Origin of the sequence: Streptomyces ferrugineus, assembly GCF_015160855.1 — a bacterium.
Taxonomy (GTDB): domain Bacteria; phylum Actinomycetota; class Actinomycetes; order Streptomycetales; family Streptomycetaceae; genus Streptomyces; species Streptomyces ferrugineus.
Map to the genome: position 1 here is coordinate 1,899,613 of NZ_CP063373.1, position 26,430 is coordinate 1,926,042.

The 26,430-nt window shown below is 70.3% G+C and carries 21 protein-coding genes and 1 pseudogene; 11 read left to right on the forward strand and 11 right to left on the reverse strand.

Translation table 11 applies throughout. The features are described 5' to 3' along the window. Positions 1 to 109: 109 nt before the first annotated feature. From IM697_RS08655 to IM697_RS08680, 6 genes are all read right to left on the reverse strand, one after another. Complete coding sequence (locus tag IM697_RS08655; RefSeq protein WP_194046233.1) at positions 110 to 3,445, reverse strand: NACHT domain-containing protein; 3,336 nt, start codon at positions 3,443 to 3,445, stop codon at positions 110 to 112. A gap of 130 nt (positions 3,446 to 3,575) precedes the next feature. After that, entirely contained in the window at positions 3,576 to 4,511 is a 936-nt protein-coding gene (locus tag IM697_RS08660; RefSeq protein ID WP_194049642.1) for a dihydrodipicolinate synthase family protein, read from the reverse strand. Further along, the gene (locus IM697_RS08665) at positions 4,511 to 5,530 is read right to left on the reverse strand and encodes an oligopeptide/dipeptide ABC transporter ATP-binding protein (protein ID WP_194046236.1); all 1,020 of its coding nucleotides are present in this window, start codon (positions 5,528 to 5,530) and stop codon (positions 4,511 to 4,513) included. Before IM697_RS08665 ends, IM697_RS08660 begins: the two co-directional genes overlap by 1 nt. Before the next feature lie 41 nt (positions 5,531 to 5,571). Continuing rightward, a complete protein-coding gene (locus tag IM697_RS08670; protein WP_194046238.1) occupies positions 5,572 to 7,560 on the reverse strand; it encodes a dipeptide/oligopeptide/nickel ABC transporter permease/ATP-binding protein in 1,989 nt (662 codons plus the stop codon). Further along, complete coding sequence (locus IM697_RS08675) at positions 7,557 to 8,516, reverse strand: ABC transporter permease (protein WP_194046240.1); 960 nt, start codon at positions 8,514 to 8,516, stop codon at positions 7,557 to 7,559. The genes IM697_RS08670 and IM697_RS08675 overlap by 4 nt, the downstream gene beginning before the upstream one ends. 10 nt (positions 8,517 to 8,526) lie before the next feature. Next, positions 8,527 to 10,155 carry an ABC transporter substrate-binding protein gene (locus tag IM697_RS08680; protein WP_194046242.1) on the reverse strand — a complete coding sequence of 543 codons (1,629 nt, stop codon included), beginning with the start codon at positions 10,153 to 10,155 and terminating at the stop codon, positions 8,527 to 8,529. Positions 10,156 to 10,414: 259 nt separating this feature from the next. Between IM697_RS08680 and IM697_RS08685 the strand changes: the two genes are divergently transcribed. The 5 genes from IM697_RS08685 (at position 10,415) to IM697_RS08705 (ending at position 15,490) form a co-directional block, all read left to right on the forward strand. Continuing rightward, positions 10,415 to 11,137, forward strand: coding sequence for a FadR/GntR family transcriptional regulator (locus IM697_RS08685; protein WP_194046244.1), 723 nt, complete (start codon positions 10,415 to 10,417; stop codon positions 11,135 to 11,137). A gap of 110 nt (positions 11,138 to 11,247) precedes the next feature. Next, complete coding sequence (locus IM697_RS08690; RefSeq protein ID WP_228044572.1) at positions 11,248 to 11,964, forward strand: aggregation-promoting factor C-terminal-like domain-containing protein; 717 nt, start codon at positions 11,248 to 11,250, stop codon at positions 11,962 to 11,964. Between the two features lie 96 nt (positions 11,965 to 12,060). Further along, positions 12,061 to 12,471, forward strand: coding sequence for a VOC family protein (locus IM697_RS08695; RefSeq protein ID WP_194046248.1), 411 nt, complete (start codon positions 12,061 to 12,063; stop codon positions 12,469 to 12,471). A 62-nt stretch (positions 12,472 to 12,533) separates the two neighbouring features. Further along, positions 12,534 to 14,897, forward strand: a complete 2,364-nt coding sequence (locus tag IM697_RS08700; protein ID WP_194046250.1) for an ATP-binding cassette domain-containing protein — start codon at positions 12,534 to 12,536, stop codon at positions 14,895 to 14,897. A gap of 179 nt (positions 14,898 to 15,076) precedes the next feature. Beyond that, on the forward strand, positions 15,077 to 15,490 hold the full coding sequence (locus IM697_RS08705; RefSeq protein WP_228044902.1) for a helix-turn-helix transcriptional regulator: 414 nt from the start codon (positions 15,077 to 15,079) through the stop codon (positions 15,488 to 15,490). A 4-nt stretch (positions 15,491 to 15,494) separates the two neighbouring features. On the opposite strand, the gene IM697_RS08710 is transcribed toward IM697_RS08705, so the two are convergent. Both IM697_RS08710 and IM697_RS08715 read right to left on the reverse strand, forming a co-directional pair. Then, the gene (locus IM697_RS08710; RefSeq protein WP_194046254.1) at positions 15,495 to 16,442 is read right to left on the reverse strand and encodes a hypothetical protein; all 948 of its coding nucleotides are present in this window, start codon (positions 16,440 to 16,442) and stop codon (positions 15,495 to 15,497) included. Next, on the reverse strand, positions 16,439 to 16,963 hold the full coding sequence (locus tag IM697_RS08715) for a SigE family RNA polymerase sigma factor (RefSeq protein ID WP_194046256.1): 525 nt from the start codon (positions 16,961 to 16,963) through the stop codon (positions 16,439 to 16,441). Before IM697_RS08715 ends, IM697_RS08710 begins: the two co-directional genes overlap by 4 nt. Before the next feature lie 139 nt (positions 16,964 to 17,102). Between IM697_RS08715 and IM697_RS08720 the strand changes: the two are divergent. Next, positions 17,103 to 17,430, forward strand: a pseudogene (locus IM697_RS08720) (phosphatase domain-containing protein); the annotation flags it as partial. Here the strand turns inward: IM697_RS08720 and bla are convergent. Then, the gene (bla, locus tag IM697_RS08725; protein WP_194049643.1) at positions 17,423 to 18,304 is read right to left on the reverse strand and encodes a class A beta-lactamase; all 882 of its coding nucleotides are present in this window, start codon (positions 18,302 to 18,304) and stop codon (positions 17,423 to 17,425) included. The pseudogene IM697_RS08720 and the gene bla sit on opposite strands and share 8 nt — an antisense overlap. 133 nt (positions 18,305 to 18,437) lie before the next feature. On the opposite strand from bla, the gene IM697_RS08730 reads away from it, so the two are divergent. Further along, on the forward strand, positions 18,438 to 19,571 hold the full coding sequence (locus IM697_RS08730) for an abortive phage infection protein (RefSeq protein WP_194046259.1): 1,134 nt from the start codon (positions 18,438 to 18,440) through the stop codon (positions 19,569 to 19,571). Here IM697_RS08730 and IM697_RS08735 read toward each other — a convergent pair. Both IM697_RS08735 and IM697_RS08740 read right to left on the reverse strand, forming a co-directional pair. Next, a complete protein-coding gene (locus IM697_RS08735; RefSeq protein ID WP_194046261.1) occupies positions 19,559 to 21,040 on the reverse strand; it encodes an alpha/beta hydrolase in 1,482 nt (493 codons plus the stop codon). The two genes, IM697_RS08730 and IM697_RS08735, sit on opposite strands and share 13 nt — an antisense overlap. 100 nt (positions 21,041 to 21,140) lie before the next feature. After that, on the reverse strand, positions 21,141 to 21,668 hold the full coding sequence (locus IM697_RS08740) for a GNAT family N-acetyltransferase (protein WP_194046263.1): 528 nt from the start codon (positions 21,666 to 21,668) through the stop codon (positions 21,141 to 21,143). Between the two features lie 126 nt (positions 21,669 to 21,794). On the opposite strand from IM697_RS08740, the gene IM697_RS08745 reads away from it, so the two are divergent. From IM697_RS08745 to IM697_RS08760, 4 genes are all read left to right on the forward strand, one after another. After that, the gene (locus tag IM697_RS08745) at positions 21,795 to 22,589 is read left to right on the forward strand and encodes an SCO2525 family SAM-dependent methyltransferase (RefSeq protein ID WP_194046265.1); all 795 of its coding nucleotides are present in this window, start codon (positions 21,795 to 21,797) and stop codon (positions 22,587 to 22,589) included. Positions 22,590 to 22,684: 95 nt separating this feature from the next. After that, positions 22,685 to 24,532, forward strand: coding sequence for an SCO2524 family protein (locus tag IM697_RS08750; protein ID WP_194046266.1), 1,848 nt, complete (start codon positions 22,685 to 22,687; stop codon positions 24,530 to 24,532). A gap of 3 nt (positions 24,533 to 24,535) precedes the next feature. Next, complete coding sequence (locus tag IM697_RS08755; protein WP_194046267.1) at positions 24,536 to 25,453, forward strand: SCO2523 family variant P-loop protein; 918 nt, start codon at positions 24,536 to 24,538, stop codon at positions 25,451 to 25,453. Further along, complete coding sequence (locus IM697_RS08760) at positions 25,450 to 26,430, forward strand: SCO2522 family protein (RefSeq protein ID WP_194046268.1); 981 nt, start codon at positions 25,450 to 25,452, stop codon at positions 26,428 to 26,430. Before IM697_RS08755 ends, IM697_RS08760 begins: the two co-directional genes overlap by 4 nt.

The window sequence follows — 26,430 nt, forward strand, 5'->3', positions numbered from 1 at the left end:
AACGGTGACGGCCGCGCCGGGCGGGTCCCGAGGCCGCTGACGACGACGCCTTACGGCGCTTCCGGGAAGGTAAGCCCCGGTGAGTTGCGGTGAGTTGCCAGAAGCCCGGTCATCTTCCGCGATGGCTGTTCAGCGCCCGCTTCCCCATCCGCTCCCAGAACAGCCTCAGTTCGGCGAGGTCCGTGCCCCGTTGCCAGCGCGCCTCGGGGCGCGCAAGGGATCGCCACCGCGACCGCGACAGCAGGGTCAACTGAGCCCGGCAGAAGGCCTCGGACAGCTCCGGGCGGTAGCCGTCCAGCCCCGAGGGAGGATAGGGACACAGCTCGAAGGCGCAGTCGTCGCGGCAATTGGAGCCGGCGTGAGCGGCGGCCGTACGCACGAGGGAGCGGCCCGGGGCGAGAGGGCGGCGGTCCTTGGTCAGGCACGGCGGCAGCTCCGGCCGTGCGGTGCGGTGCAGGCGCCGCAGCCGGTCCTTGGGCCAGTCGCCGCGGCCGGCGAGGTTGAGCAGCAGCATGGCGTCGGCGAGGAGCTGCTGGGCGCGCGGATGCAGGGTGCTCCAGCCGGTGGAGGGCGGAATCCACAGCTGGTGCTTGCGCACCTCCCCGCCCCCGGCCGGCTGGGAACCGACGTGCGCGGACACACCGGACTCGTCGATCCACAGGAACCGCTCGGGCCGACGGGTCATCAGGGTCCACACACAGAGCTCGGCGGCGGCCTCGACGAAGGGGTGCTGCGGCGCGCCGTCGGGGAGCGCGAGCCACTGACGTACCTGTGCCGCCGGGTCGAAGCCGTGATCCTCGGGGCCCGCGGCCGCACTCGCGCCGTCGGGCAGCTCCCACAGCGTCAGCGCGTGCAGCAGCGTGACGCGGGTGAACCAGAACCGGGAGCGTCTGAGCATGTCCCAGGCCTGTTCGCTGAGGTACTCGCGGGCCTGGGGACGGGCGTGCGGATGGCGGGCACGGCGGTTGGCCGCGTACTTGAAGCCCTGGGCGAGGGCGATCTCCAGGGTGAGGTCCAGGCCGGAGCCGTCGTCGTCCTCGTCGCAGGCCCTGATCCGCCGCACCCAGCTCTCCAGGATCTCGTACGGGGTGTCGTGGTGACGGCGGGTGGTGACGGAGCCCACGAGCAGGGGGATCAGCCAGGCGCACAGCACATTGTCCCGCCACTTGTGTTCCTCCTCCTCACGTTCCTCCTCCTCACGCCTGCGCAGCCGCGCGATGTCGTCCTGCGTGCCGTCGGGCCCATCGGCTCCGGGGTCGCCCTGCCGCGCGGCCTTGTCGTCCCACAGCTCCACCAGCCACTCCGGTCTGCGTCCCAGCGGCTGTTCACGGATGATCTGAGGGCCGCGCAGCCGTGGCTCGAGCACCTCGAAGGCGCTGTCGCCGCCCGAGCCGATCTCCTGCGCGATGGCGACCCGTACGTCGTGCGACGGCTCCATACGCCCGATCTCGAAGAGTTCCGCATACGCGGGCTGAAGGGACTGGCGGCGGGCGACGCTGCGCACGGCCTCACCGAAGCGGGAGACCAGCAGTGCCTTGGCCGCGCGGAGCGTGTGCGGGTCGCGCGCCCGCAGATCCGACCACGACGTCGTCAGTTCCATGGCGATACGGTGCTGCTGCGGGTCCGCGGCGACGCTGTCGATCTCCAGGGCGGCGGCGTACAGCTCGAGCGCCTTGGTGTGCAGGGTGCGGCCGAACACGTGCCGTGGATCGACCGCCTCCTCGGGGCGCCCGGCGTTCTGGTGGCCGTCGGCGCTCCGGTGGCCGGTGATGGCCGACTGCGCCCGGCCTGCCGCGCGCAGCAGGAGGTCCCGCGCCGCGGCCACCGGACACCAGGTGCGGTCGCCCGCGGGGGCGGCCGCGTGTGGGCAGGAGCCCTCCGGCGTACGGGAGTAGAGCACCAGGGCGATCAGCAGTTCGCGACCCGGGCTCGCCAGCGCCGCCGGGAAGTACGAGCCCTCCGTGGGCTCTTCGGGCATGCGCGGATGGATCACCGCGTTCATGAACCGGGCCCCCAGATGGGCCTGGATCACGCTGTGCTGGAACCGCACGCGGTCCCCGTCGAGTTCGACCAGGCCCATACGGGTGCCCCAGTGCGCGGCCAGGCGGATGTCCATCCGGCTTGCCTGGGCCCGCTTGGCCAGCTCCCGGAGGATCTCCGGGAAGCGGGAGCCTGCCGGATCGTGTTCGTGGACCACATCGGTGATACGGATCTCGGCCGCGTCGACGGCCAGCGCCGCGCACGCCAGCGCCGACAGGTAGTCCAGCATCACCCTGCGTTCGTCCCGGCCGAGCGGCAGCTGCGGGGAGAGGCGTCCGGCGACGAGGGCGCTCAGCCATGTGTCGAGCAGGTGCAGCCGCAACGCCGCCCGGTCGCCGCCGCGTGTCTCCACGCCCTCCTCGAACCGGCCGCTGAGGGCGCGTTCCAGGAGGCCCTCCTCGTGCAGGTCGCGCGCGACCTGCAGATAAGTCGGGGCCTCGGCGATCTCGGCCTTCTCCACGATCCAGTCGAGCCGCTGCCGGTCCTCCCAGGCGGTGCCGGAGGAGATGTAGGCCAGGGCCGCCTCCTCGCTGAGCGGTTCCAGATCGGTCAGCGAGGCGTCCAGGCCACGCAGCGCGTCGTGCGGGCGCGAGGTGATGATGAGCGGCAGGCGCTCGTCGTTGGCACGGCGGATCGCCAGCCGGATGACCGTGTCCCGCTCCTCCTCCTGGTTGTCCTCCGTCAGGGCGTCCTCGAGGCCGTCCGCCAGCACCACGATGCGGCCCTGCTGGCACAGCCGCTGCCACACCTTCTCCGCCTCGCTCTCGGATCGGATGTGCTCCTGCACCTCTCGCTTGAAGCGGTCGTACGCCAACTGCCGGAAGTCCAGATCGCTCCCCGCGGCGCGCAGCCGCAGCGGGACAGGCACCGCCTTGCGCTGTGCCAGCCGCTCCGTGAGAAGCACGAGCAGCGCGGTCTTGCCCGCACCGATGCCGCCGACCACCACATGGGCGCGACGGAACCGGCTGTCCCGCAGATCCTCCATGAGCACGTCGCACAACTGGTCCCGACCGACCACCCGCCCGAAGATGCCGCCCGCCGTCTCCACCAGATCGAGTGGTGCCTCCCGGGCCTTCCTGAGGTACGCCCCGCTCACCCGCCGGAAGCGGAAGAAGAGGTAGGTGAAGGTGGCCAGGGCCAGGGTGAGCAGGGGAGTGAGGACGCCGGACAGGATGCTGCAGGCCTGCCCGTCGTCCTTGCACTGGCTCTCCCACTCCTTGAGGAGCCAGTCCGCTTCGCCCACTGCGGCCGCGGCCACGCCGATCAGGAACAGCTCGGCGAGTGCGCCCAGCACGGTCAGGGCGAGGACCGGGTAGTACCAGCGGCTCTTGCGGACCCGCCAAGTGCGGGCCGGCTCGGAGCCCCGTCGGGTCAGTTGGGAGGTGGAGGTCCGGCGGAGGTTCACGTCACGTGAGGTTCCATGCGGAACTCCCGGGGATTCCCTCCCGGCCAGGGGTTTCGTCCTCTGCCGACCGGCTTTCACCCGTCCGGGCCAGCGAATCAGCGGACCGGAGGACGCCCGTCGGCCCGTCCGCTCACAGCAGTCCCGCCCCGGCCAGGAACTTCCCCACCCGCTCCACCTCCTCCGGCGACAACGGCACCTGAGGCTCCGCCGTCGCCGGACAGTCGATCACCCCCCGCAGACACAGCGCCGCCTTGAACGCCCCCAGCGCCGACGAACTGCCCCCCATCCGCCCGGGATCCCCCACCGTCACCATGCCGAACAGGGCACACAGGCGCTCCTGCTCCGCGCGAGCCGACTCCAGGTCCCCGGAGCGGTGCAGGTGGACGAGGCGGACGTACCCCGCTGGGTCGACGTTGGCGAGCCCCGGCACCGCCCCGTCCGCGCCGACCGCGAGCGCCGCGTCGACGATGAGCTCGGAGCCGGTCAGCACGCTGAAGCCCGTGAGCTCGGGCCGGTTGCGGACGCCCACGGCGACCTCGCGGAAGGCGGCGAGGTCACCGCTGGAGTCCTTCAGACCCGCCAGCGCGCCCTCGGCGGCGAGGTCGAGGACCACCTGGGCGGGGAGTTTGGTGTGGACGGAGGACGGGAGGTCGTACGCCACGACCGGCACCGGGGACGCCGCCGCGATCAGACGGTAGTGGCGGGCGATCTCGGCGGGGTGGGTGCGGGCGTAGAAGGGGGCGGTGGCGACGACCGCGTCCGCGCCCGCCTCCGTGACCTCCCGTACGTGGTCCAGGACCCTCGGCGTCGTCATGTCGATCACGCCCGCCAGCACGGGCAGCCGGCCGGCCACATGCCGTACCGCCGTCTCCACCACCAGCCGCCGCTGCCGGTCCGTCAGATACGCCACCTCCGACGTCGAGCCGAGCACGAACAGTCCGTGCACCCCGCCCTCCATCAGATGGTCGATCAGCCTGCGCAGCGACGGGACGTCCACCTCGCGGTCCGGTGTCAGGGGCGTGCAGACGGGTGGGACGACACCGGTGAGCGGGGTGGGGATCATGATCAAGGCTCCCTGGAACTGTGGCTCTGTCGTACGAGGTCGCGCGTCGCCTCGCCCTCCTCCACCGGATGGTGACACCTGTAACGGTGCCCGGCGCCCGACGCGGCCGAGAAGTCCGGCATCAGCTCCGCACATACCCCGTCCGCCTTCCAGCACCTGGTCCGGAAGGGGCACCCGCTCGGCGGTCGGGTCGCCGACGGGACCGGGCCGACCAGCGGGATCGGGTCGATGGGGTCCAGCAGGCCGGGGGTCGCGGAGAAGAGGGCGCGGGTGTACGGGTGCCGGGAGCCGTCGGTGACGTCGGCCGCCGGGGCTTCCTCGACGATCCGGCCCAGGTACATCGTGATCACGCGGTCGCTCATCCGGCGTACCGTCTGGATGTCGTGCGAGACGAAGACCAGGGCCAGGCCCAGCCGCTCCTTCAGATCGAGGAGGAGGTTCAGGATCTGGGCGCGCACCGACACGTCCAGCGCGCTCGTCGGCTCGTCCGCCACCACCAGGTCGGGGTCCAGCGCCAGTGCGCGGGCGATGGCGACGCGCTGACGCTGACCGCCCGACAGCTGGCCGGGCAACGCGTCGGTCAGGGCGCGGGGAAGGCCGACCAGGGACATCAACTCCCTCACCCTGTCCTCGCGTTCGCGCTTGGTGCCGCGTTCGTGCACGTCCAGCGGGTCCCGCAGTATCTGGCGGACCGGCAGGCGGCGGTTCAGCGCCGTCGACGGGTCCTGGAAGATCATGCCGGTGCCGGCGCCCACCGTCGTCCTGCGCTCGGCCGCGCTCATGGTCCACAGGTCCCGCCCCCGCAGGGCCACCGTCCCGGACGTCGGCCGCTGCACCCCGACCAGCACCTTCGCCAGCGTCGACTTCCCGCACCCGGACTCGCCGACCACGCCCACCGTCTCGCCGGGCGCGATGACGAGATCGGCGCCGGTCAGGGCGTACACCTTGTCCCGGGTGAACAGGCCGCCGCTGCGCGCCTTGTGCACGACGTGCGCGTCGGACACTTCCACCAGCGCGTTCACCGGACTCCCCCCACTGACCGGACTCACCGGACTCACCGAACTCAATTGACGACCCCGCTTTCCGAGCGATCCGTGGGCGCCAGGACGATCGCCGGGTGATGGCAGGCCGCCGTGTGGGTCGGTGTCCCGGCCAGGACGGGCGCCGTGGTCCGGCACACCTCGCTCGCCAGCGGGCAGCGGTCCGCGAAGCGGCAGCCCGCCGGGAAGTCCGCGGGGGAGGGGACCACGCCCTTGATCTGCGTCATCCGCTCCTGCGCCGACTCCAGCGACAGCACGCTGCCGAGCAGGCCGCGTGTGTAGTGGTGCGCCGGCGACTCCACCAGGTCGGCCGTCACGCCCGTCTCGACGATCTGGCCGCCGTACATCACGGCCACCCGGTCGGTGACGTCCGCGATCAGCGCGAGGTCGTGCGAGACCAGGATCAGGGCGAAGCCCAGCTCCTCCCGCAGCCTGAGCAGCAGCTCTATGATCTGCGCCTGCACGGTGACGTCCAGCGCGGTCGTCGGCTCGTCGGCGACGATCAGCTTCGGGTCGCGGGACAGGGCCATGGCGATCAGGACGCGCTGGCGCTGGCCGCCGGAGAGCTCGTGCGGGTAGCTGCGCAGGGTGCGTTCGGGGTCGAGGCCGACCATCGTCAGCAGTTCGTGCGGGGTACGGCGGCCGCCGCGGCGTACGACCTGCTTGAGCTGTGAGCGGATCGTCATCGCCGGGTTCAGGGACGACAGGGCGTCCTGGTAGATCATCGCCATCTCGTGGCCCAGCAGCTTGCGGCGCAGCCGCATCGGCTCACCCACCAACTGCCGCTGGTTGAAGCGGACATGGCCGCGCACCCGGGCGCCCTTCGGCTCCAGGCCCATCACCGCGAGCGCGGTCAGCGACTTGCCGCAGCCCGACTCGCCGACCAGGCCGAGGACCTCACCGGGCTGCATCTCGAAGCTGATGCCGTCGACGATGTCCACGCCGGCATGACGGCTCTCGAACCCGATCGCCAGGTTCTCCACGGCCAGCACCGGCTGCCGTCCCCCCGGGAGCGGCCGGGCCCTCGACCGCAGCCGCGCCGCCGCCTCCGTCAGGCCCGGGAGCTGCAGCACCTCGCCGCTGCCCGGCTCGGGGGCCTCCAGACGGTCGTGCTGGTCCTTGACGTCGACCTCGCGCGCCGACGGTGCCGCCCACGCGTCCGACACGCCCTCGGAGAGGATGTTCAGGGACAGCACGGTCACCAGCATCAGCAGGCCGGGGAAGACCGTCGCCCACCAGCCCCCGGTCAGCACCATGTTCTTGCCGTCGGCGATGACACTGCCCCAGGAGGGGTCGGGCGGCCGGACGCCGGCGCCGATGAAGGACAGCGACGCCTCGAAGACGATCGCCTCCGCCACCTGGACCGTGCAGAACACCAGCACCGGCGCCGCGCAGTTGATGGCCACGTGCCTCAGCACGATATGAGGGGTCCGAGCGCCGATGACCCGTTCCGCCGTGACGTAGTCCTCGCCGTACTGATCGAGGACGTTGGCCCGTACGACCCGTGCCACCGGCGGTGTGAACAGGAACGCGATCGCGCAGATCAGGACCGTGATGCCGCCGCCGAAGACCGCCACGAGCACGGCGGCCAGCGCGATGCCCGGGAACGCCATCACGATGTCCAGGCAGCGCATCAGCGTCTCGTCGACCGCCTTGCGCGAGGTCGCCGCGAGGGCGCCGATCAGGGCGCCGACGACGAGCGCGAGACCGGTCGCGCCGAGGCCGATGGCCAGCGACCAGCGGGCGCCGTACATCAGCCGGCTGAGGATGTCCCGGCCGAGGCTGTCCTGGCCCATCCAGTGCTCGGCGGACGGATGTCCGGTGCCGTCCACGGGCGGCTGCTGGTCGAGCGGGTCGTGCGGGGCGAGGACCGGGGCGAACAGGGCCATCAGGACCACGACGGCCAGGAAGCAGACGGCCACCTTCGACAGCGTCGGCAGCTTGCGCCAGCCGCGCAGGCGGATGCCGGGCCGGGACAGCGCCTCGGCCAGGCGCTTGCGGTTGAACGTCACGTCGCCTCCCGCAGTCGCGGGTTGACCAGCAGATACAGGATGTCGATGACGAGGTTGACGACGACGAAGCCGATCGCCGTGGTGAGGACGACGCCCTGGACGACCGCCGGGTCACCGTTCTTCACCGCCTCGATCATCAGCTTCCCCATCCCGGGCAGGGAGAAGATCGTCTCGATGACGACCGCGCCGCCGAGGAGATAGCCGACGCGCAGACCGAGGACGGTGAGCGGGTTGATGAGGGCGTTGCGCAGGACGTTCCGGCCGACGACCACCCGCGGCGGCAGGCCACTGCCGATCGCCGTACGCACGTAGTCCTTGTCCAGCTCCTCCACCACCGAGGTGCGCACGATGCGGGTCAGCTGCGCCGCCACCGGCAGCGACAGCGCGAAGGCCGGCAGGGTCATCGTCCTGAGCCAGCCGGTGAAGGAGTCGGCCGGGTTGATGTAGCCGCCGGTCGGGAACCAGCCGAGGTCGACGGCGAGGTACTGGATCATCAGCAGCGCCAGCCAGAAGCCGGGGGCCGCGACCCCGGTGAGGGAGACGACGCGGATGATCTGGTCGGGCAGGCGGTCGCGGTAGATGGCGGCCGTCACGCCGCCGATCAGCGACAGGACGACCGCGATGCCGAGCCCCAGGAAGGTGAGCTGGAGGGTGAGCGGCAGCGCGGTGGTGACCTGGTCGACGACCGGCGCCCGGGTCAGGGCGCTGATGCCCATGTCCCCGTGGAGCAGATCGCCGACGAAGGCGACGTAGCGGACGGGCAGGGGATCCAGCAGGCCGTTCTGCTCGCGGAAGTCGTGCAGCTGCTGGGGCGTGGGGTTGGCGCCCTGGAAGAACGCGGACGCCGGGTCGACGTCCGAGAACCGCATGACCAGGAACACGAACAGCACGATGCCGAGCATCAGCGGCACGAGCAGGGCGATGCGACGGGCCAGGATCCGGAGGACGGTGACCACGTGAGGACTCCTAGGCCCACTTGGCCTGGAGGAGGTTGATGCCGGGATACGGCTGTGCCCTTATACCGGTGAGCTGCTGGGGGTTCCAGGCCGTCATCAGCTCGTTGTGGACGACCGGGTAGAGCACCGCCTGCTCGGCGACGACGTCGATGTAGTCCTGGACCATCGTCTTCTTCTTGTCGGTGTCCGGCTCCCGGGTCGCCCGGTCCATGTCCTTGAAGAGCGCCTTGGCGACGGAGTTGTCGGCCCACCGCGTGTACTGCATCCACAGGTTCTCGGGACCGTAGTTGTAATGCATGATCAGGTCCGCGTCGAGGCCGAACTGGTTGGGGTTCGAGGCCGCGGCGACGACCTGGTAGTCCTGCTTCTGGTCCATCTTGGTGAAGACGGCCGTCGTCTCCTGCGGGGAGAGGGTGGTCCGCACGCCGATGGCGTCCCAGGACGCCTTGATGGTCGGCAGACAGTCCACGATCCAGCTCACGTTGACGGCCAGGATCTCGATCTTCAGCCCGCTGACCCCGGCCTCCTTCAGCAGCGCCTTCGCCTTGTCGGGGTCGTAGTCGTAGACGGTCTTGGCGCGCCGGTAGCTGGGGTTGGACTCGTTCAGGAAGGACGACGACGCCTTGCCGTGCCCCTTGAGGGCGACCTCGATCATCTTGCCGGTGTCGATGGCGTAGTGCAGCGCCTGGCGCACGCGGACGTCGTCGAAGGGCTTGTGCTTGGTGTTGAACATCAGGAACAGGTTGTTCATCCCGGCGCCGCCCGCCACCGTCAGCCCGCCGCTCTCCAGCTGCCCGATGTTGGCGTACGGGATGTTGTCGGCGATCTGCGCGCCCGCGCTGGCGCCCGAGATCCTGGCCACGCGCGGCGCCGCGTCCACGATCGTCAGCCAGTTCATCTTCTTGAAGGCGGGCTTGCGCGGGCCGTTGTAGTCGGGATACGCCTCGAAGGTGGTGTTGGACTTCGGGTGGTGCGCGGTCTGCCGGTACGGCCCCGAGCCGATCGCCTTGCCCTTGATGGCGTCGTCCCAGCCGCCCGGCTGGGAGAAGACATGCTTCGGCATGATCTTGGCGAGGGTGAGCCGCGAAAGCCCGTCCGGGAAGGGGAACTTGAGCACCAGCTCGACGTTCTGCGCGTCGATCTTGCGCACTTCCTTCAGCCAGCTCGCGAAGAACCCTTTGGCGAGGGTCTGGGTCTTCGGGTCGAGGATCCGGTCGAAGACGAAGACGACATCGTCGGCCGTGACGGGCTTGCCGTCATGGAACTTGGCGCCCGCGCGCAGGGTGAACTTCCAGGACGTGGCGTTGGGGTCGGCCGGCACCTGGGTGGCGAGGGCGGCGTAGGGCTCGCGGGAGATCGGATCGGTGTCGAGGAGCCCCTCGTAGATGTGGTTGTTGGCGGCCATGCAGAAGGCGGACGCCGTCTGGGTGGGGTCCCAGCTGCCGTCGTTGCCGTAGCCGATCACCGCGGTGAGCGTCCGGTTCTGGCCGCCGCCCCCGCCGGTCTCGTTCGTGGACTGGGGCCCCGACGAACAGGCCGACAGCGACGCGGAGACGGCGGTGGCCGCGCCCAGCGCGCCGGTGTACTTCAGGAACGACCGGCGGTGCAGCGCCGGCACGTCGTGGGTCACGTCGCGCACGGGTCCTCCAGCGGATGGGTGGGTGCTCCGGCCATGGGTTCGTGCTCTGCTCCGGCGAGGAGATACGACGTCCTACGTCCTCCCGGTCAGCGCGACCATAGGTGGGGCGATGAGGGGGGTCAAGGGATCTCACACGAATGGCGCATCTGCCACAGGTCGGACCAATGGCGCTGTGAAATGGCGTGAGTTGACCCATCGTCAGGGGCGTATCCGGCGGACATGGGACGTGGGACGTCCGGGTGCGCGTACCATGCGCCGCATGCCCGGGCAGCCCAGGAACAGTCGTACGTCCGAGGAGTCCAGGAACAGCCGGATCCAGCGCCAGGTCATGCAACTGATCATCGACCGCAGGCTCCGGGCCGGCGCGCTCCTGCCCACCGAGGCCGAGCTGATGGAGGACCTCGGTGTCAGCCGCAACTCCGTGCGCGAGGCGCTCAAGGCGCTGCAGGCCCTCGACATCGTGGAGATCCGGCACGGCTACGGCACCTATGTCGGCGAGGCGTCCCTCACCCCCCTGATCGACGGCCTGACCTTTCGCACCCTGGCCCGGCACGACCATGACGACTCCGCGGCGCTGGCGGAGATCCTCCAGGTGCGCGAGGTGCTGGAGGAGGGGCTGATCCGGCGGGTGGCGGCGACGGTGACGGAGGCCGAGCTGGACCGGCTGGAGGCGGTCGTGTCGCGGATGGAGGCGGCGGGGCGGGCGGGGCGGGCCTTTCCCGACCTGGACCGCGCATTCCACGAGCTGCTGTACGCCTCGCTGGGCAACGACCTCGTGCCGCAGCTTCTGGCCGCCTTCTGGACGGTCTTCCGTCGCGTCAACGGCGCCCGCGGCCGCCCCGACGACCCCTCACCCGAACTCACCGCCCGCTGGCACCGGGACATCGTCACGGCCCTGCGCACCGGGGACGTCGAGGGTGCGCAGCAAGCGATGGCGGTCCATTTCCGGGGGATCGAGGCACGGGCACGACGACTCGGCTGACGGCGGTGCCCTGAAGGGGCCCTGTCCTCAAACGCCGGAGTTCGGCCGCTCGACCGCCTATTCTTGCGAACGCTCGAACTTCTGATCTAGCGATGCCGGAAGGAAACCGTGTGAGCGGGAACTTAGTGCGGGGATTCGCGGTGGCCTCTGCCACTGCGGTCACCACTGTCGGCGCCGTCGCGGGAGCTGCCCAGAGCAGCACCGGCCAGTCGGTGAACGACACCGAAGCGACAGCGAGCGACTCGACCCTCCTCGCGGACCTACCCGCGGGGCAGCAAGCTCAGGTGCCGTCGGCCTCCCTGACCCAGCAGGCCGACTCGCAGGCCGTCGCCGCGGACAACACCGCAAGGAAGACCGCGGCGGAGGAGGCCCGCAAGCAGGCCGCGAAGGACGCGATCGCCAAGCAGGAGGCGGCGGCCGAGCAGCAGGCCCTCAAGGAGGCCAAGGAGCGCGAGGAGGCGCGGCAGAAAGCCGGTCGATCGTCGACAGGCTCCTCGGCGACGGACATCTCCAGCCCCTCGACGCAGTCCTCGTACACCGCTGCCCAGGTCCAGGCCATCGCGCGGCAGATAGTGCCCGGCGATCAGTTCCAGTGCTTCAGCAACATCGTGCAGCACGAGTCCGGCTGGAATCACAAGGCGGTCAACCCCTCTTCCGGGGCCTACGGTCTCGTACAGGCCTATCCCGGCTCCAAGATGTCGTCTGCCGGAGCCGACTGGCGGACCAATCCGGCCACGCAGATCAAGTGGGGCCTGAACTACATGAACGACCGCTATGGCAGTCCCTGCGACGCCTGGGCGTTCTGGCAGGCCAACGGCTCCTACTGAGCCGACGTCCAGAGTCCGGCGTTTGAGGACCCGGGTCGGTGACGGTGGTCAGGAATCGAGAAGCGGTGGCCCGGTGGCACGGCTAGCGTGACGGGCATGGACATCAGCATTCACGCCAGCTTCCTTCCGCACGACGACCCGGACGCCTCCCTGGCCTTCTACCGCGACGCCCTCGGCTTCGAGGTCCGTACCGACGTCGGACAGGGCAAGATGCGCTGGATCACGGTCGGCCCCGTCGGCCAGCCCGGCACGTCCATCCTGCTCGCCCCGCCCACCGCCGACCCCGGCATCACCGACGACGAGCGCCGCGTCATCGCCGAGATGATGGCCAAGGGCACCTACGGCTGGATCCTGCTGGCCACCGGCGATGTCGACGACACCTTCGAGAAGGTGCAGGCCAGCGGCGCCGAGGTCGTCCAGGAACCCACCGACCAGCCGTACGGCATCCGCGACTGCGCCTTCCGCGACCCCGCGGGCAACATGGTCCGTATCCAGGAGCGGGGCTGAGCCGAGCACCCGACCGACAAGACCGGCAGCGTTCCCGACCGATCCGCAATGGAGACCACACGATGACCGAGCCGCACGTTGCCGACAGCCACGACCTGATCCGCGTGCACGGCGCCCGCGAGAACAACCTCAAGGACGTCAGCATCGAGATCCCGAAACGCCGGCTGACGGTGTTCACCGGTGTGTCCGGATCGGGCAAGAGCTCGCTCGTCTTCGACACCATCGCCGCCGAGTCGCAGCGGCTGATCAACGAGACCTACAGCGCGTTCCTCCAGGGCTTCATGCCGAATCTCGCGCGGCCCGAGGTGGACGTACTGGACGGCCTGACCACCGCGATCACCGTCGACCAGCAGCGCATGGGCTCCGACCCCCGCTCCACCGTCGGCACCGCCACCGACGCCAACGCGATGCTGCGCATCCTCTTCAGCCGGCTCGGCGAGCCGCACATCGGACCGCCCGCCGCGTACTCCTTCAACGTCGCCTCGGTCTCCGCGAGCGGCGGCCTCACCGTGGACCGTGGTGCCGACAAGACCAAGACCGAGAAGGTCACCTTCAGCCGCACCGGTGGCATGTGCACGCACTGCGAGGGGCGGGGGCGGGTCTCCGACATCGACCTCGCCCAGCTCTTCGACGACTCGAAGTCGCTGTCCGAGGATCCGTTCACCATCCCCACCTACACGGGGGACGGGTGGGTCGTGCGGGTCATCGCCGAGTCCGGGTTCTTCGACAAGGACAAGCCGATCCGGGACTACAGCAAGAAGGAGCGGCACGACTTCCTCTACCGCGAGCCCACCAAGGTGAAGATCAACGGGGTCAACCTCACCTATGAGGGACTGATCCCCAAGCTCCAGAAGACCTTCCTGTCCAAGGACCGCGAGTCGATGCAGCCGCACATACGGGCCTTCGTGGACCGCGCGGTCACCTTCGCCGAGTGTCCCGAGTGCGACGGCACCCGGCTCAGCGAGCTGGCCCGCTCCTCGAAGATCGGCAAGATCAACATCGCGGACGCCTGCAAGATGGAGATCCGCGACCTGGCCGAATGGGTCCGCGCGCTCGACGAGCCGTCGGTCGCGCCGCTGCTCGCCAAGCTTCAGCACTCCCTCGACTCGTTCGTGGAGATCGGGCTCGGCTATCTCTCCCTCGACCGGGCCTCCGGCACGCTCTCCGGCGGTGAGGCGCAGCGCACCAAGATGATCCGCCACCTCGGCTCCTCGCTCACGGACGTGACGTACGTCTTCGACGAGCCCACCATCGGTCTGCACCCGCACGACATCCAGCGCATGAACAACCTGCTGCTGCGGCTGCGCGACAAGGGCAACACCGTGCTGGTGGTGGAGCACAAGCCGGAGACGATCGCCATCGCCGACCATGTGGTGGACCTCGGCCCGGGCGCGGGCACGGCGGGCGGCACCGTCTGCTTCGAGGGCACCCTCGACGGGCTGCGGGCGAGCGACACCGTCACCGGACGCCACCTCGACGACCGGGCCACGCTCAAGGACACCGTCCGCAAGGCGACCGGGCAGCTGGAGATCCGCGGCGCCACCGCCAACAACCTCCAGGGCGTCGACGTCGACATCCCGCTCGGTGTGCTGTGCGTCGTCACCGGCGTCGCCGGCTCCGGCAAGAGCTCGCTCGTCCACGGCTCGATCCCGGCGCCGGAGGGTGTCGTCTCGGTCGACCAGACCCCGATCCGCGGCTCGCGGCGCAGCAACCCGGCGACGTACACCGGACTGCTCGAGCCGATCCGCAAGGCGTTCGCCAAGGCCAACGGCGTCAAGCCGGCCCTGTTCAGCCCCAACTCCGCGGGCGCCTGCCCCACCTGCAACGGCGCCGGGGTCGTCTACACCGATCTGGCGATCATGCAGAGCGTCGCCACCACCTGCGAGGACTGCGAGGGCAAGCGGTTCGACGCGTCGGTGCTGGAGTACCACCTCGGCGGGCGGGACATCAGCGAGGTGCTCGCGATGTCGGTGGCCGAGGCGGAGGAGTTCTTCCGCGCGGGCGAGGCGCGCATCCCGGCCGCGCACAAGATCGTCGAGCGGATGGCGGACGTCGGACTCGGCTACCTCACCCTGGGCCAGCCGCTGACCACGCTGTCCGGCGGTGAGCGCCAGCGGCTGAAGCTGGCCGTGCACATGGCCGACAAGGGCGGTGTCTACGTCCTCGACGAGCCGACGACGGGTCTGCACCTCGCCGACGTCGAGCAGCTGCTCGGCCTGCTGGACCGGCTGGTCGACTCCGGCAAGTCGGTCATCGTCATCGAGCACCACCAGGCCGTCATGGCGCACGCCGACTGGATCATCGACCTCGGGCCCGGCGCCGGTCACGACGGCGGCCGGATCGTGTTCGAGGGCACCCCCGCCGACCTCGTCGCCGAGCGCTCCACCCTCACCGGTGAGCACCTCGCGGCCTACGTCGGCGGCTGACGGCGATGTGCCTCGCCTCCGCACCGGTGATGGCCCTCCTCTCGTCCCGCTCCCGTCAGACGCGGGAGTGGACGAGGTGGGAGGGGCTTGGGGAAGATGCGGGTGTGCGATCCAGCCACTCCACGCCCGAGGAACAGCGCCTGCGCACGCTCGTCGCGCTGCGTCGCGTCCGTGACCGGATGGACCGGGAGTACGCGCAGCCGCTGGACGTCGAGGCGCTCGCCCGGGGCGTGCACATGTCGGCCGGGCACCTCAGCCGCGAGTTCCGGGCCGCCTACGGCGAGTCGCCCTACGGCTACCTGATGACACGGCGCATCGAGCGCGCGATGGCGCTGCTGCGCCGGGGCGACCTCAGCGTCACCGAGGTGTGCTTCACGGTGGGCTGTTCCTCACTGGGCACCTTCAGCACCCGGTTCACGGAGCTGGTCGGCATGTCGCCGAGTGCCTACCGGCGCCAGGAGGCGGACGCGACGGAAGGGATGCCGTCGTGTGTGGCGAAGCAGGTGACCAGACCGCTCAGGAACCGCCCGGCGCCGTTCAGCCTGGCGGCCGCGGTCAACGGAGCGGTGCCGGTCACCGAGCCCCGGCGGTAGCGGGCTACGGCAGGGTTCGCTGGTAGTACTTGTCCTCGTCGGAGTCGTACACCAGCTTGCCGCCGGCGTCGTAGCCCTTGACGTGGGGCGCCAGGGTGACCTGCTCGTTGAGCACGCCGGACGCCACGAACCGGCCTCGGTCGAGGACCGCCTCGGCGCTGGAGTCGCCGTAGGAGACCGTCACCTTGGCCACCGACTCCCTGACGATGCCGATCACGCCCCAGCGGAACGGCAGCTTCCAGTTGCCTCGGTCCAGGAACGACTGCTGGTAGAGCTTGCCGCTGTTGGGGTCGACGAACACCGGCCCCTCGTCCGGGATGGCGTCGGTGTCGTCGCCGAAGCCGGTGACGCCCTGGGTCTCGCCGTCCTTGATGTTGCACAGCAGATGGATCCGCTGCGGCTGCTCCCGCGTCGCGACGACGTACATGCCGTCGCCGGGCGTGTTGGAGTCGCCGGTGCTGCGCATCGCCAGCAGGATCCGGTAGTCGCCCGGTGCGCCCGGGTCCGTCTCGCCCCGGGTGAGCCCCGACCGTTGGAAGGCCAGACAGCTCTCCAGGCCCTCCGCCGCCTGCTCGAAGGTGATCCCGTCCAGCAACTGCCCCGCCGTGGCCGGCCGCCCGGGCCCGCTCGGGGTCGGGGACGGCGTCGGGGTCGGCGTCGGCGAGGCGCTCCGCGAGGCGCCCGCCGTGGGCTTCGGGGACGTCGCCGGGCCGGCCCCCGGACCCCCGCCGCTCAGCGCGTACGCCCCGACCGGCATCGCCGCCAGCGTCACCAGCGCCGCCCCCGCCGCGGCCACCCGGCGCCGCCGCTCGACCACGCCCCGCCGCCGGATCGCCGGATACGGCGCCGGAGACGGCCGGATCGTGTACGCGTCCTCGGCGAGCAGCTCGCGCAGCCGCTCCTCGAAGTCCCGCTCGCCGTCGGCTTCCCGCCGCCGCTCGTCGTCGTTCACCTGCTGCCTCCCTGCCCGGACGACGTCATCCGGGACAGCCCCGGAAACGCACGCAACTTCGCCAGCCCCTTCGACGCCTGGCTCTTGACCGTGCCGACGGAGCAGCCGAGCACATCGGCGACCTCCGCCTCCGACAGGTCCTCCCAGTAGCGCATGACGACCACCGCCCGCTGCTTGGGCGGCAGTCGGGCCAGCGCCCGGAGCAGCGCACCGCGCTCGTCCACGCCCGCGTAGCCCGCGTCGCGCCCCGCCTGCTCGGGCGGTGCGGCCGTCAGCGCTTCGGGGACCCGCCGCTTGCGGAACCGGTCGCTGTTGCAGCTCACCAGCATCCGCCGGACGTACGCCTCCGGGTTGTCGGCACGCGCCACCCGCCGCCATGAGCGGTACGCCTTCGCCAGCGCCGTCTGCGTCAGGTCCTCGGCGTGGTGCGCGTCGCCGGTGAGGAGATACGCGGTCCGCACCAGATGGGACCATCGCGCCCTGACGAACTCCTGGAACTGGGCCTCTTGTTCGGCCTGCATCAAGCACCCTCCCTCGCCCTCCAGACCGCCGATGCGGGCGAATCGGTTGCCCGGCCCACGCGACTCGTTTCGAATGGGTGCGTGGACGGCGACGAGCGGTGGAACGAGAGCGAGGCGGGAGCGCGCGGCCCGCACCGCCCCCGGAGGCCCCTCGGCCTCGCACTGGATCCGCTGGCCCGACTTCCGTCTCCCGGCCGACCGCGAGGCCGCCCGCGCCGCTCTTGCCGAGGCGTGGAAGCGGGCCACCGCCATGGGGGTCCCCCCGGGCTCGAGCGAAGCCGAGAGCTTGGGGGAGTGTGGAGATCGCGTGCGGCGGCGGTCGGGGGCGTACGGGGACGGCGCTGGCGTGTCTGGCGGTGCTGGACGGCGTGCCGGCCGAGGACGCCGTGGACTTCGTACGGCGGAACTACGACCGGCACGCCGTGGAGACGCCGTGGCAGCGCGGGTATGTGCGGCGGTTCAGGTGAGCGTTTCCGCCAGGAACTCGGTGGCCTTCACGATCAGGGCGTGGTCGTAGTCGGCGTCCTGCTCGGGCCGTGTCGTCTGGACCGCCAGGACGAGCGGCGTGCCGTCCTCGGTCCAGGCGATGCCCACGTCGTTGTTGGCGCCGTAGGAGCCGCCGCCGGTCTTGTCGGCGATCGCCCAGGTCGGGGGCAGGGCCGCGCGGAAGCGGTTGACGCTGGTGGTGTTGTTCAGCAGCCAGTGGGTGAGGAGGTCCCGGTCGGGTCGGTTCAGGGTGTTGCCGAGGACCAGACGGGCGTAGGTGCGGCCGATCGCGCGCGGGCTCGTGGTGTCCGTGACGCGCCACGGCTCCGCCGAGTTGAGCTCGGTCTCCCAGCGGTCGAGGCGGGTCACCGGGTCGCCGAGCGAGCGGGCGAAGCGGGTGATGGCGGTGGGGCCGCCGAGCTCGCGCAGCAGGAGGTTGCCCGCCGTGTTGTCGCTGAACCGGATAGCCACGTCGGCGAGTTCGCCGACGGTCATGCCGGTCGCCAGATTCTGCTCGGTCTTGTCGGAGTTGGCCACCAGGTCGGCCGCCGTGTAGTGGATCCGCTTGGCGAGCACCTCGCCGTCCCGGTCCAGGTCGCGCAGCACCGCCGCGGCGGCCAGCGGCTTGAACAGCGAGCAGATCGGGAAGCGCTCGTCGGCGCGATGGGCGACGGTCTGCTTCGTACGGACGTTGTACGCGAACACGCCCAGACGGGCGCCGTGCTGCCGCTCCAGTTCACGGAGGCGGTCGGTGGTGGCGTGGGCGGGGGCGCCGGTGAGGAGCGCTGCGGCGGTGGCGGTACCTGCGGTGAGCAGGGTGCGTCGGCCTAAGATCTCGGTCTCCTTCGCTCGGATTTCGACTGGTGGATTTCGTCTGACGGGTGATGACGATCTCTGCAGTGATCGACGCCGTACGGCATTCCTTGGTTGCAGTGCCGTAGACCATCGGCCGACGGCGCGGCGCGCGGATGCTCGCCACAGTGGCCGTATGGAGAACACCAAGGGGATCAGCCGGGCACGTTTTCTCGCGGGGGCGGCGGCCGTCGGACTGGCGGGGGCGGTGCTGCCCGCGGGGCAGGCGGGGGCGACCGGGGGAGGGCGAGGGCTGCGGCACCGGGGCGTCGTCTACACCGTCGGCGCGGGGGAGACGCCCGGCACCGCGTGGAGCGCGGCCCGGATGCGCCGGGACATCCGCGTCATCCGCGACGAGCTGCACGCCGACACGGTCGACGTCACCGGCGACGGCGTCGACCGCCTCACCGCCACCGCCGCCGAGGCCGCCGAACGCGGGCTGCACGTCTGGCTCCAGCCGACCCTCGGGGACGTGCCGGAGCGGGAGATCCTGGACTCGATCGCCGAGTGCGGCCGGTTCGCGGAGCGGCTGCGCCGGCAGGGCGCGAGTGTCGACTTCAGCGTGGGCTGCGAGTTCTGGCTGTTCGTGCCGGGGATCGTCCCGGGCGAGACGGTCCTGGACCGCGTCGAGAACCTCCAGAAGGGCACCGTCGACGAGGCGAGGATGCAGCGCCGCCTGGCTCGCTTCACCGCGAAGGCGGCGGCGGTCGGCCGCGACGTCTTCCACGGCCGCCTCAGCTACGCCGCCGCCCAGGACGAGGAGTTCGAGCCGGTCGACTGGAACCTCTTCGACGTCGTGGGCATCGACTACTACTCGTACCATCGTCAACAGGCCGACTACATCCGTGAGTTGCGCCGCTATCAGCGTTGGGGCAAGCCTCTGGCCATCACCGAGTTCGGCACCTGCGCCTACGTCGGCGCCCCCGAGACGGCCGGCATGGGCTGGAACATCGTCGACTACACGAAGGAGCCCAACGAGATCAAGGGCGACCCGGTGCGCAGCGAGCGCACCCAGGCCGCCTACCTGATCGATCTCGTGGAGGTGTTCGAGTCGATGGGCCTCTACGCGGCGATGGCCTTCGAGTTCGTCACCCCGGACGCCCCGCACCGCCCCGACAACCCCCGCTACGACCTGGACCTGGCGAGCTACGCCATCACCAAGCCGATCAAGGACCGGCCGGACGACCCGGCGTCGGACTGGCACTGGGAGCCGAAGGAGGCGTTCCACGCGCTGGCCCGGCGGTACCGCAGGTGCGCTCAGTCGCAGTAGAGGTCCCGGGCCGGCCGCTGCCCGGTCGCCAGGAACCGGGAGACGGTCGCGTCCCCGCAGGCGTTGCCGTTGGCCAGATAGGAGTCGTGCCCCGTGGAGTTCACGGTGACCATGACCGCCCGCCTGCCGAGGGCGTCGCGCAGCTTGCGGGCGCTACTCGGCGGGGTGGCCACGTCCCGTTCGTTCTGGACGAGCAGGATGTTGGACGGGCCGCGGTCGGTGACCCGCAGCGGCGCCTCCTTCGGCTGCCACGGCCAGACGGCGCACGGCAGCGCGTTCCTCGGCATGCCCGCGGTGAGCGGGTACTTCGCCCGGCTCTCGGCGACCTCCTTCTGGTACACGGCGGCCGACCCGGGCCAGGCGGCGTCGTTGCAGACGGTGGCGGAACCGACCGCGAGGTAGCCCTGCAGCGCGGCCTCCGGCGGGCTCTGCGGCACGGGCGGCACCGTGCCCCGCTGAGCGGCCAGCATCAGCTCGGCCAGGGCCGGGTAGTCGTCGGGGTCGTAGAGGCTGTTCAGCATGGTGTGGCGCAGCACGTTGCCGTTCAGCTCCGCCGGGTTGGCGCCGGGCCAGGGGATCGGCTCGCGGTCCAGTCGGGCGGCGAGGCGCAGGAACAGGCGGCGCACCTCGGCGGCGGTGCCGGCCACCCGGTCCGGATTGCCGGGCGCCGACGCCCACTTGGCGAACTCGGGGAAGTTGTCCTCGACGCTCTCCTCGAACGCCTGGAGCCAGGCGCGCTGGGCCCGCACGGGGTCGGGGTTCTGGTTGCTGTCCAGCACGATGCGGTCGGTGCGGTGCGGGAACAGCTCGCTGTAGGCGGCGCCGACATAGGTGCCGTAGGAGACGGCCCAGGCGGACAGCCTGCGCTCTCCGAGGGCGGCTCGGACGCTGTCGATGTCGCGGGCGTTGTTCTTGGTGCTGATGTGCTTCATCAGCTCACCGCCGTTGCGCGCGCAGGCTTCCGCGATGCGCCGGTTGGCGGCCATGGTCCCGGCGACGGATCCGTCCGGGGCGGGCCAGGGGCGCTGTGTCGTGACGCCGAGTTCACTGCGGTCGACCTCGCAACTCACCGGAGCCGAGGGGGCGTTGCCCCGTGGGGCGACCCCGATCAGGTCATAGGCGTCCCGCACCTCCTGAGGCAGCTTCTGCCCCTTGCCCGAGGGGTCGTCGAGGCTCGACCCGCCGGGCCCGCCGGCGATCAGCAGCAGCGCGCCCCGCCGGGCGGACGGCTTCTCGCTGGGGATACGGGAGACGGCGAGGTCGATCCTCGGGCCGCCGGGGTCGGCGTAGTCCATCGGCACGGACACGGTCGTGCACCGCTGGCGCGGATCGAGCCCGTCGCCCTCGCACTCGGCCCACTTCAGCGGGGCGGGCGCGCCGGAGGCGGACGCGGTGAGCGGGGTGACGAGTCCGAAGACGACTCCGGAGGCGGCGGCGATCAGGGCGGCACTCTTCGTGATCTGATGCATGCACAGCAGCCTGACGGACCGTGACGCAGCGCCACATCCAGACAACTCCCTTATCTTTCCTGGGGTTTACCCCCCAGGCGACCCTAGGGTGACACCCGCCCTAGGCCAGCCCCAGCACCATGATGAGCCGGTCCTCCCCGGGGCCGAGATAGTTCCGGCGCACGCCTCCCTCGGCGGCGAACCCCAGGGACCGGTACAGCATGATCGCCGCGGCGTTCTCCGGCTCGACGGTCAGCCGCACCTCATGCACCCGCTTCCGGCGCAGTTCCCGCAGCACCTCCAGCATCAGCCGCTTGCCCAGCCCCCGCCCTCGCCGGTCGGCGCTGACGGCCAGGCTCAGCACCCAGCACACATAGCCGTCCGAGGTGGTCACGAACAGGACATAGCCGTGCAGGCACTCGCCGTCGTCGAGGACGAGGATCCGGTCGCCGTGCACGTCGAGGTGCTGGCGCAGCACGAAGTACGGGTACGGATCGTCCGGGAAGACCTCCCTGTCCACGCGGAGCAGCTCGGGCAGGTCCGTGTCCGTGACGCCCCTCATGGTCAGTGGGCGATCGTCGCTGTCGGCGAAGAACGCCTGGTCGGAGCGGCCACCCAGAACAGGGAAACGTTCCTCCGGCACAGCCATCAACTGCCCCCCATGTGATGGAATGGACGCCCATCTTGAGCAGGGCAATCCGGTGGTTCAAGAGTGCGAGGCGCTTATGCCTCGACGCGCTCCCAGTGCGCCTTCCTTCTTTGGTACCGTGACAGGATGACCCAGAGATCGTCGGGGGGCGTCCAGTTGAAGAACGCAGAGGTAAGCTGGGCGGCGTTCGACCCGATCGCCTACGTCGAGCACAACTACCGCGACTTACAGGCGGAGGACGCGGAGATCCTGCACATGGTGCGGGATCATTTCGGCGATCATTTCCAGAAGCAGGGCGGTGGCCCCGTTTCCGGTATCGACGTCGGCGCCGGTGCCAATCTCTATCCCGCACTCGCCATGCTGCCGTGGTGCGAGGAGATCACCCTCTTCGAGCGCTCGCCCTCGAACGTCGACTACCTCAGAAGTCAGGTCGACTCCTACGACCGCAACTGGGACCAGTTCTGGCACGCCCTGTGCGAGCACGACGCCTACAACTCCCTTGGTGTGGACCCGCGGGAGAGGTTCGGCAAGGTCGTCTCCGTCGAGCAGGGCGACCTCTTCGACCTCGCGCGGTACGAGCGGCGGTGGTCCATGGGGACCATGTTCTTCGTCGCCGAGTCGATGACCACGTCCCATCAGGAGTTCCGGCTCGGCGTCGAGCGCTTCATGCGCGCTCTGGCCCCCGGAGCTCCCTTTGCGGCGGCCTTCATGGAACATTCGAAGGGCTATCACGCGGGTGAGCATTTCTTCCCGGCATGTGACGTGGGAGAATCCGAGGTCCGTGCGAGTCTCGAGACGTTCGTGGGTGACGTCAAGGTGCAGCGGCTCGAATCCGAGGCCGAAGTACGCGACGGATATTCCGGAATGATCGTCGCCTACGGCTGGCGCAGTAATTCGGACTCGATCGTTCCGATCGACTGATCAGTGAATTTTCACAGCGATTCACGGTGAATCTTCACAACTGAAGAGGGATATTCCTCGACCGATGGCAGTGCGGCCTGTGTGAGGGGCATGGGATGCAGATCAAGCCACGCCAGCATCTGCTGGACATCTGGCAGGGAATCGCCCGCCACTCTTTCGACGGGGGAGAGTGGGAGTGGGGCGAATGGGGCGGAGAGAGCAGTGTGGCCGACGCCGAGCGGCTGCTCTGCCTGCTGTACCCGGCGACCGAGATCCCCGCGTTCCGGCTCGACGATCCCGACACCACCCAGGAGGACGTCCAACAGGCCCTGAAGAAGGCGGGCGGTCGGCTGGACCTCCCGGTCAACATCGTCACGGCCGCGAGCGAGTTCATGCGCCGGCACACCGACGACAAGAGGCCCACCTTCTACGGGGGTTCCTACTTCGGCTCGGCCGACCCGACCAGGGAGCTCACCGAGGAACAGCGCCAGGTCGGCGTGGTCGACTCCTTCTCCATGTCGATCACCCTGTGCCTGGCCATCCTCGGCTTCCTCAAGGTCTACGAGACCCGGACCCGGCGCACCGACGTCCAGGAGACCATCGCCGAACTGCGCCAGGCCACCAGCAACCGGCTCACCGCCGCCATGGTGAGCCTGCTGCGCTCCTTCGTCGTCAACGTCTTCGACACCGACGCCCCCCAGGGCCGTACCCTCACCGAACTCCTCGGCCAGGGGCGGATGTCGCAGCGGCAGGTGCTGAACAAGTTCCAGAACCGCTTCCGCGCGCTGCGCGCGGCGCTGGTCGAGAGCGTCTTCCTCGGCATCGACGTCCAGGAAGGCCTCAAGGACGAGAGCCAGCTCTTCGAGTGCGGCTGGGCATGGAGCGCGGTGCAGGGCTCCCCCGAGGTCGAGACCAGCGAACCCATCGGGCCGCAGCCCGACGGCATCGCCAAGGACGTGCCGTACCTGTACTTCACGGTGGTCGCCCTCGACGGTATCCAGGACCTGTTCTCCGACCGCACCCTCACCCTCGGCCTGCTCAACACCGAACAGCAAAGGCTCGCCGAGGCGCTGCGACTGCGGTGGGAGCTGACCCAGCAGTACTGGTCCCGCATCGCCCGCTTCGACGACGAGCGCTGGCCCCTGGAGGACATTCCCTGGCGTACGACGGGACAGCGGCTGGAGTCCGAGTACTTCTCCCTCTCCGTCGCCGCCATCCTCGTGCACGACCTGATGCGCCGCCGGGCCACCGACGACGACCTGACCCGCACCGTCGGCATCATGGAGCGCCTCGCCGAGCGCGGCCGCATCACCAGCCGCATGACCCAGGACGACCCGATGGTGCACCAGCTGCACAACGTCGGCGTCGCCCTGCCGTTGCAGGGCAGCGAGCGGCTCGGCCCGCCCATGACCTGGTCCATGACCGACTTCTCCGCCCAGCTGCTGAAGCGCACCGTCCAGCTGTGCACCCTCTCGCGCAACCTCGCCTCGCACGACCGGCTGCTCAGACTGGCCGAGGACATCTTCGACCACATGTGGCGCCGGCGCATCCGCGACGGCGAGGGCGTCGGACTGTGGGACAACGTCCACGCCGCCTACCCCGAGGCGGAGATCCACAAGCGGCGCGTCCCGGTGTCGTGGAGCATCACCGAGCGGGTCACCGAGGTGATGGTCCAGGCCCACGACATGTACCGCCAGCCACCGATCCGCAGCCTCGAACTGACCGAACTGGCAAGGGCGTTGCTCAGCGAGTCCGCCCACCTCCTGGGCAACGAACAGATGGAACCCGCGCCCTCCGGCGACGGCCGGCACGGGATGCAGCTCAGAAACATCGAGGTCAAGTTGCGCCGCGCCCGCAGCCTCGTGGACGAACAGCCGGGTACGGCCTACGCGTTGACGCTCGACGTGCTGGGACAGCTCGACTCGCTCGCCCGCGCCCGCGAAGCCGCGGACCGGGGAGTGTGAGCCGTGCTGATCTTCGCCGCCTCCGACAAAGGGGGCACGGGCCGCTCCGTCACGAGCGCCAACCTCGCCTACCACCGGGCGATGGCCGGGGACGACGTCTGCTACCTGGACTTCGACTTCGGCTCACCCACCGCGGCGGCCGTCTTCGACGTCGCCGACGCCCGCCAGGAGACCGAGGACCGCGGACTGCACGCCTACCTCATAGGCGAGGTCAGCGAACCGGCGCGGATCGACGTCTGGTCCGAGACCGAGCACCAGGTGCTGCGCTTCCCGCCGCCCGGCAGCGGCCGGCTGGTGCTGATGCCCGGCGACGTCAGCGGCGGCGAGTTCGCCATCAGCGGCGACAACCTGCGCCGCTGCGTCGATCTGCTGATGACGCTCTACTACGAGTTCGACCTGGTCGTCGTCGACCTCAGCGCCGGCCGCTCCTACGCCGTCGACATGGTCCTGGAGGCCACCGCACGGCCCGAGATGCGCGAGGTCACGGCCCGCTGGCTGGTCTTCCACCGCTGGACCCGCCAGCATGTCGCCGCCGCCGCGAGCCTGGTCTTCGGCAAGCGCGGCATCGTCGCCGGCGGGGCCGAGCGCGGCCATGACGCGGAGGAGCTGCGGAACGCGATCCGCTTCGTACGGGCCGCCGTACCCGACCCGGAGTCACCGCTGTGGTCCCAGGTCTCGCCCACCCAGTCGGCGTGGATGCGCAAGACCGACGGCGACCTCAAGCAGCTCGCCTCCACGCACGGCATCGGCTACAGCCAGGTCCTCGGCTCCGTACCGCTCGAACCGGTCCTGCAGTGGCGTGAGCAGCTCATCACCGACGAGGACGTGCTGGACAGCCAGATCGCCAACCAGGAGACCTGGCAGGCGCTGAGCCAGCTCGCCGGACGGCTCACCGACGACAAGTACTGGGAGCAGGCGTGAGCGAAGCCGTGTTCCAGGAGACCACCGCTCAGCCGCGTACCCAGTCCGTGCCGCTGGCCCATCTCTCGCTGGAGCTCGGCCACCTCTACATGGAGGACTTCGAGGCGGGCCCCAAGCGGCTGGGCGAGCACTTCGCGGAGGTACGGGCCTGGGTGGACGCCGTGAACGCCTCCGCGGCCCGCCGCAGCGGGCGCCCCCGCGTCAGCACCTGCTTCCTCATCGACGACTACTTCACCCGCTTCTCCACCCCGGCCGAGCTGATCCCGATGGTGCTCAAGGAGGCGGAGAAGGCCGGACTGGTCATCGACTACCTGGCCCGCGAGTCGGGCTGCGCGGTCGCGGACCGCATCGAACTCGCGGAATCCGTCATGCACCGCCTGGTCGAGTCACCGCCACCGGGCAGCTACGGCTCCCGCCCGCCCGTCAGCCAGACCGGCTGGCTCGCCAACGGCCAGCGCACGCCCTCGACGTCCCGCAGCGCCCTCGGCGAGGTCAAGGGCTGGGAGTCGCCCCAGGAGACCGCAGCCCGCAACCACTCCATCTTCATGGACGTGGAGCTGTGGTCCGAGAAGGACGGACGGCGCCTGTGGTCCTGCCCGTTCCTGGCCGCCGTATGGCAACTGGCCAGGCTCGGCCTGTTACGGCACCTCGGCGAGCCCGTGCTGGTGCCGAAGCAGTGGGACGGCGAGGACTTCCCGCACGAGTGGGACCGGCTGCCACCGCTGATCAAGCTCACCGACACCAAGGCCGCCTTCAGCGCCTACCGCACGTGCAGCCTGGTGCCGAACCGCTTCATCGCCGTCGAGGACGCCGTACGGCTCATCCTCGACCAGATAGACGTCGACGCCGGAGCCCTGAAGCAGGTCGCCGAGCGGTCCGCGGGCGAGGGGATGCCGGTGCCGGCGGCCGTCGCACAGCGCGCCACCTACGTCTTCTACGAGGAGCCCGCGGACTCCTCCGAGGCCGAGGGGACCTGA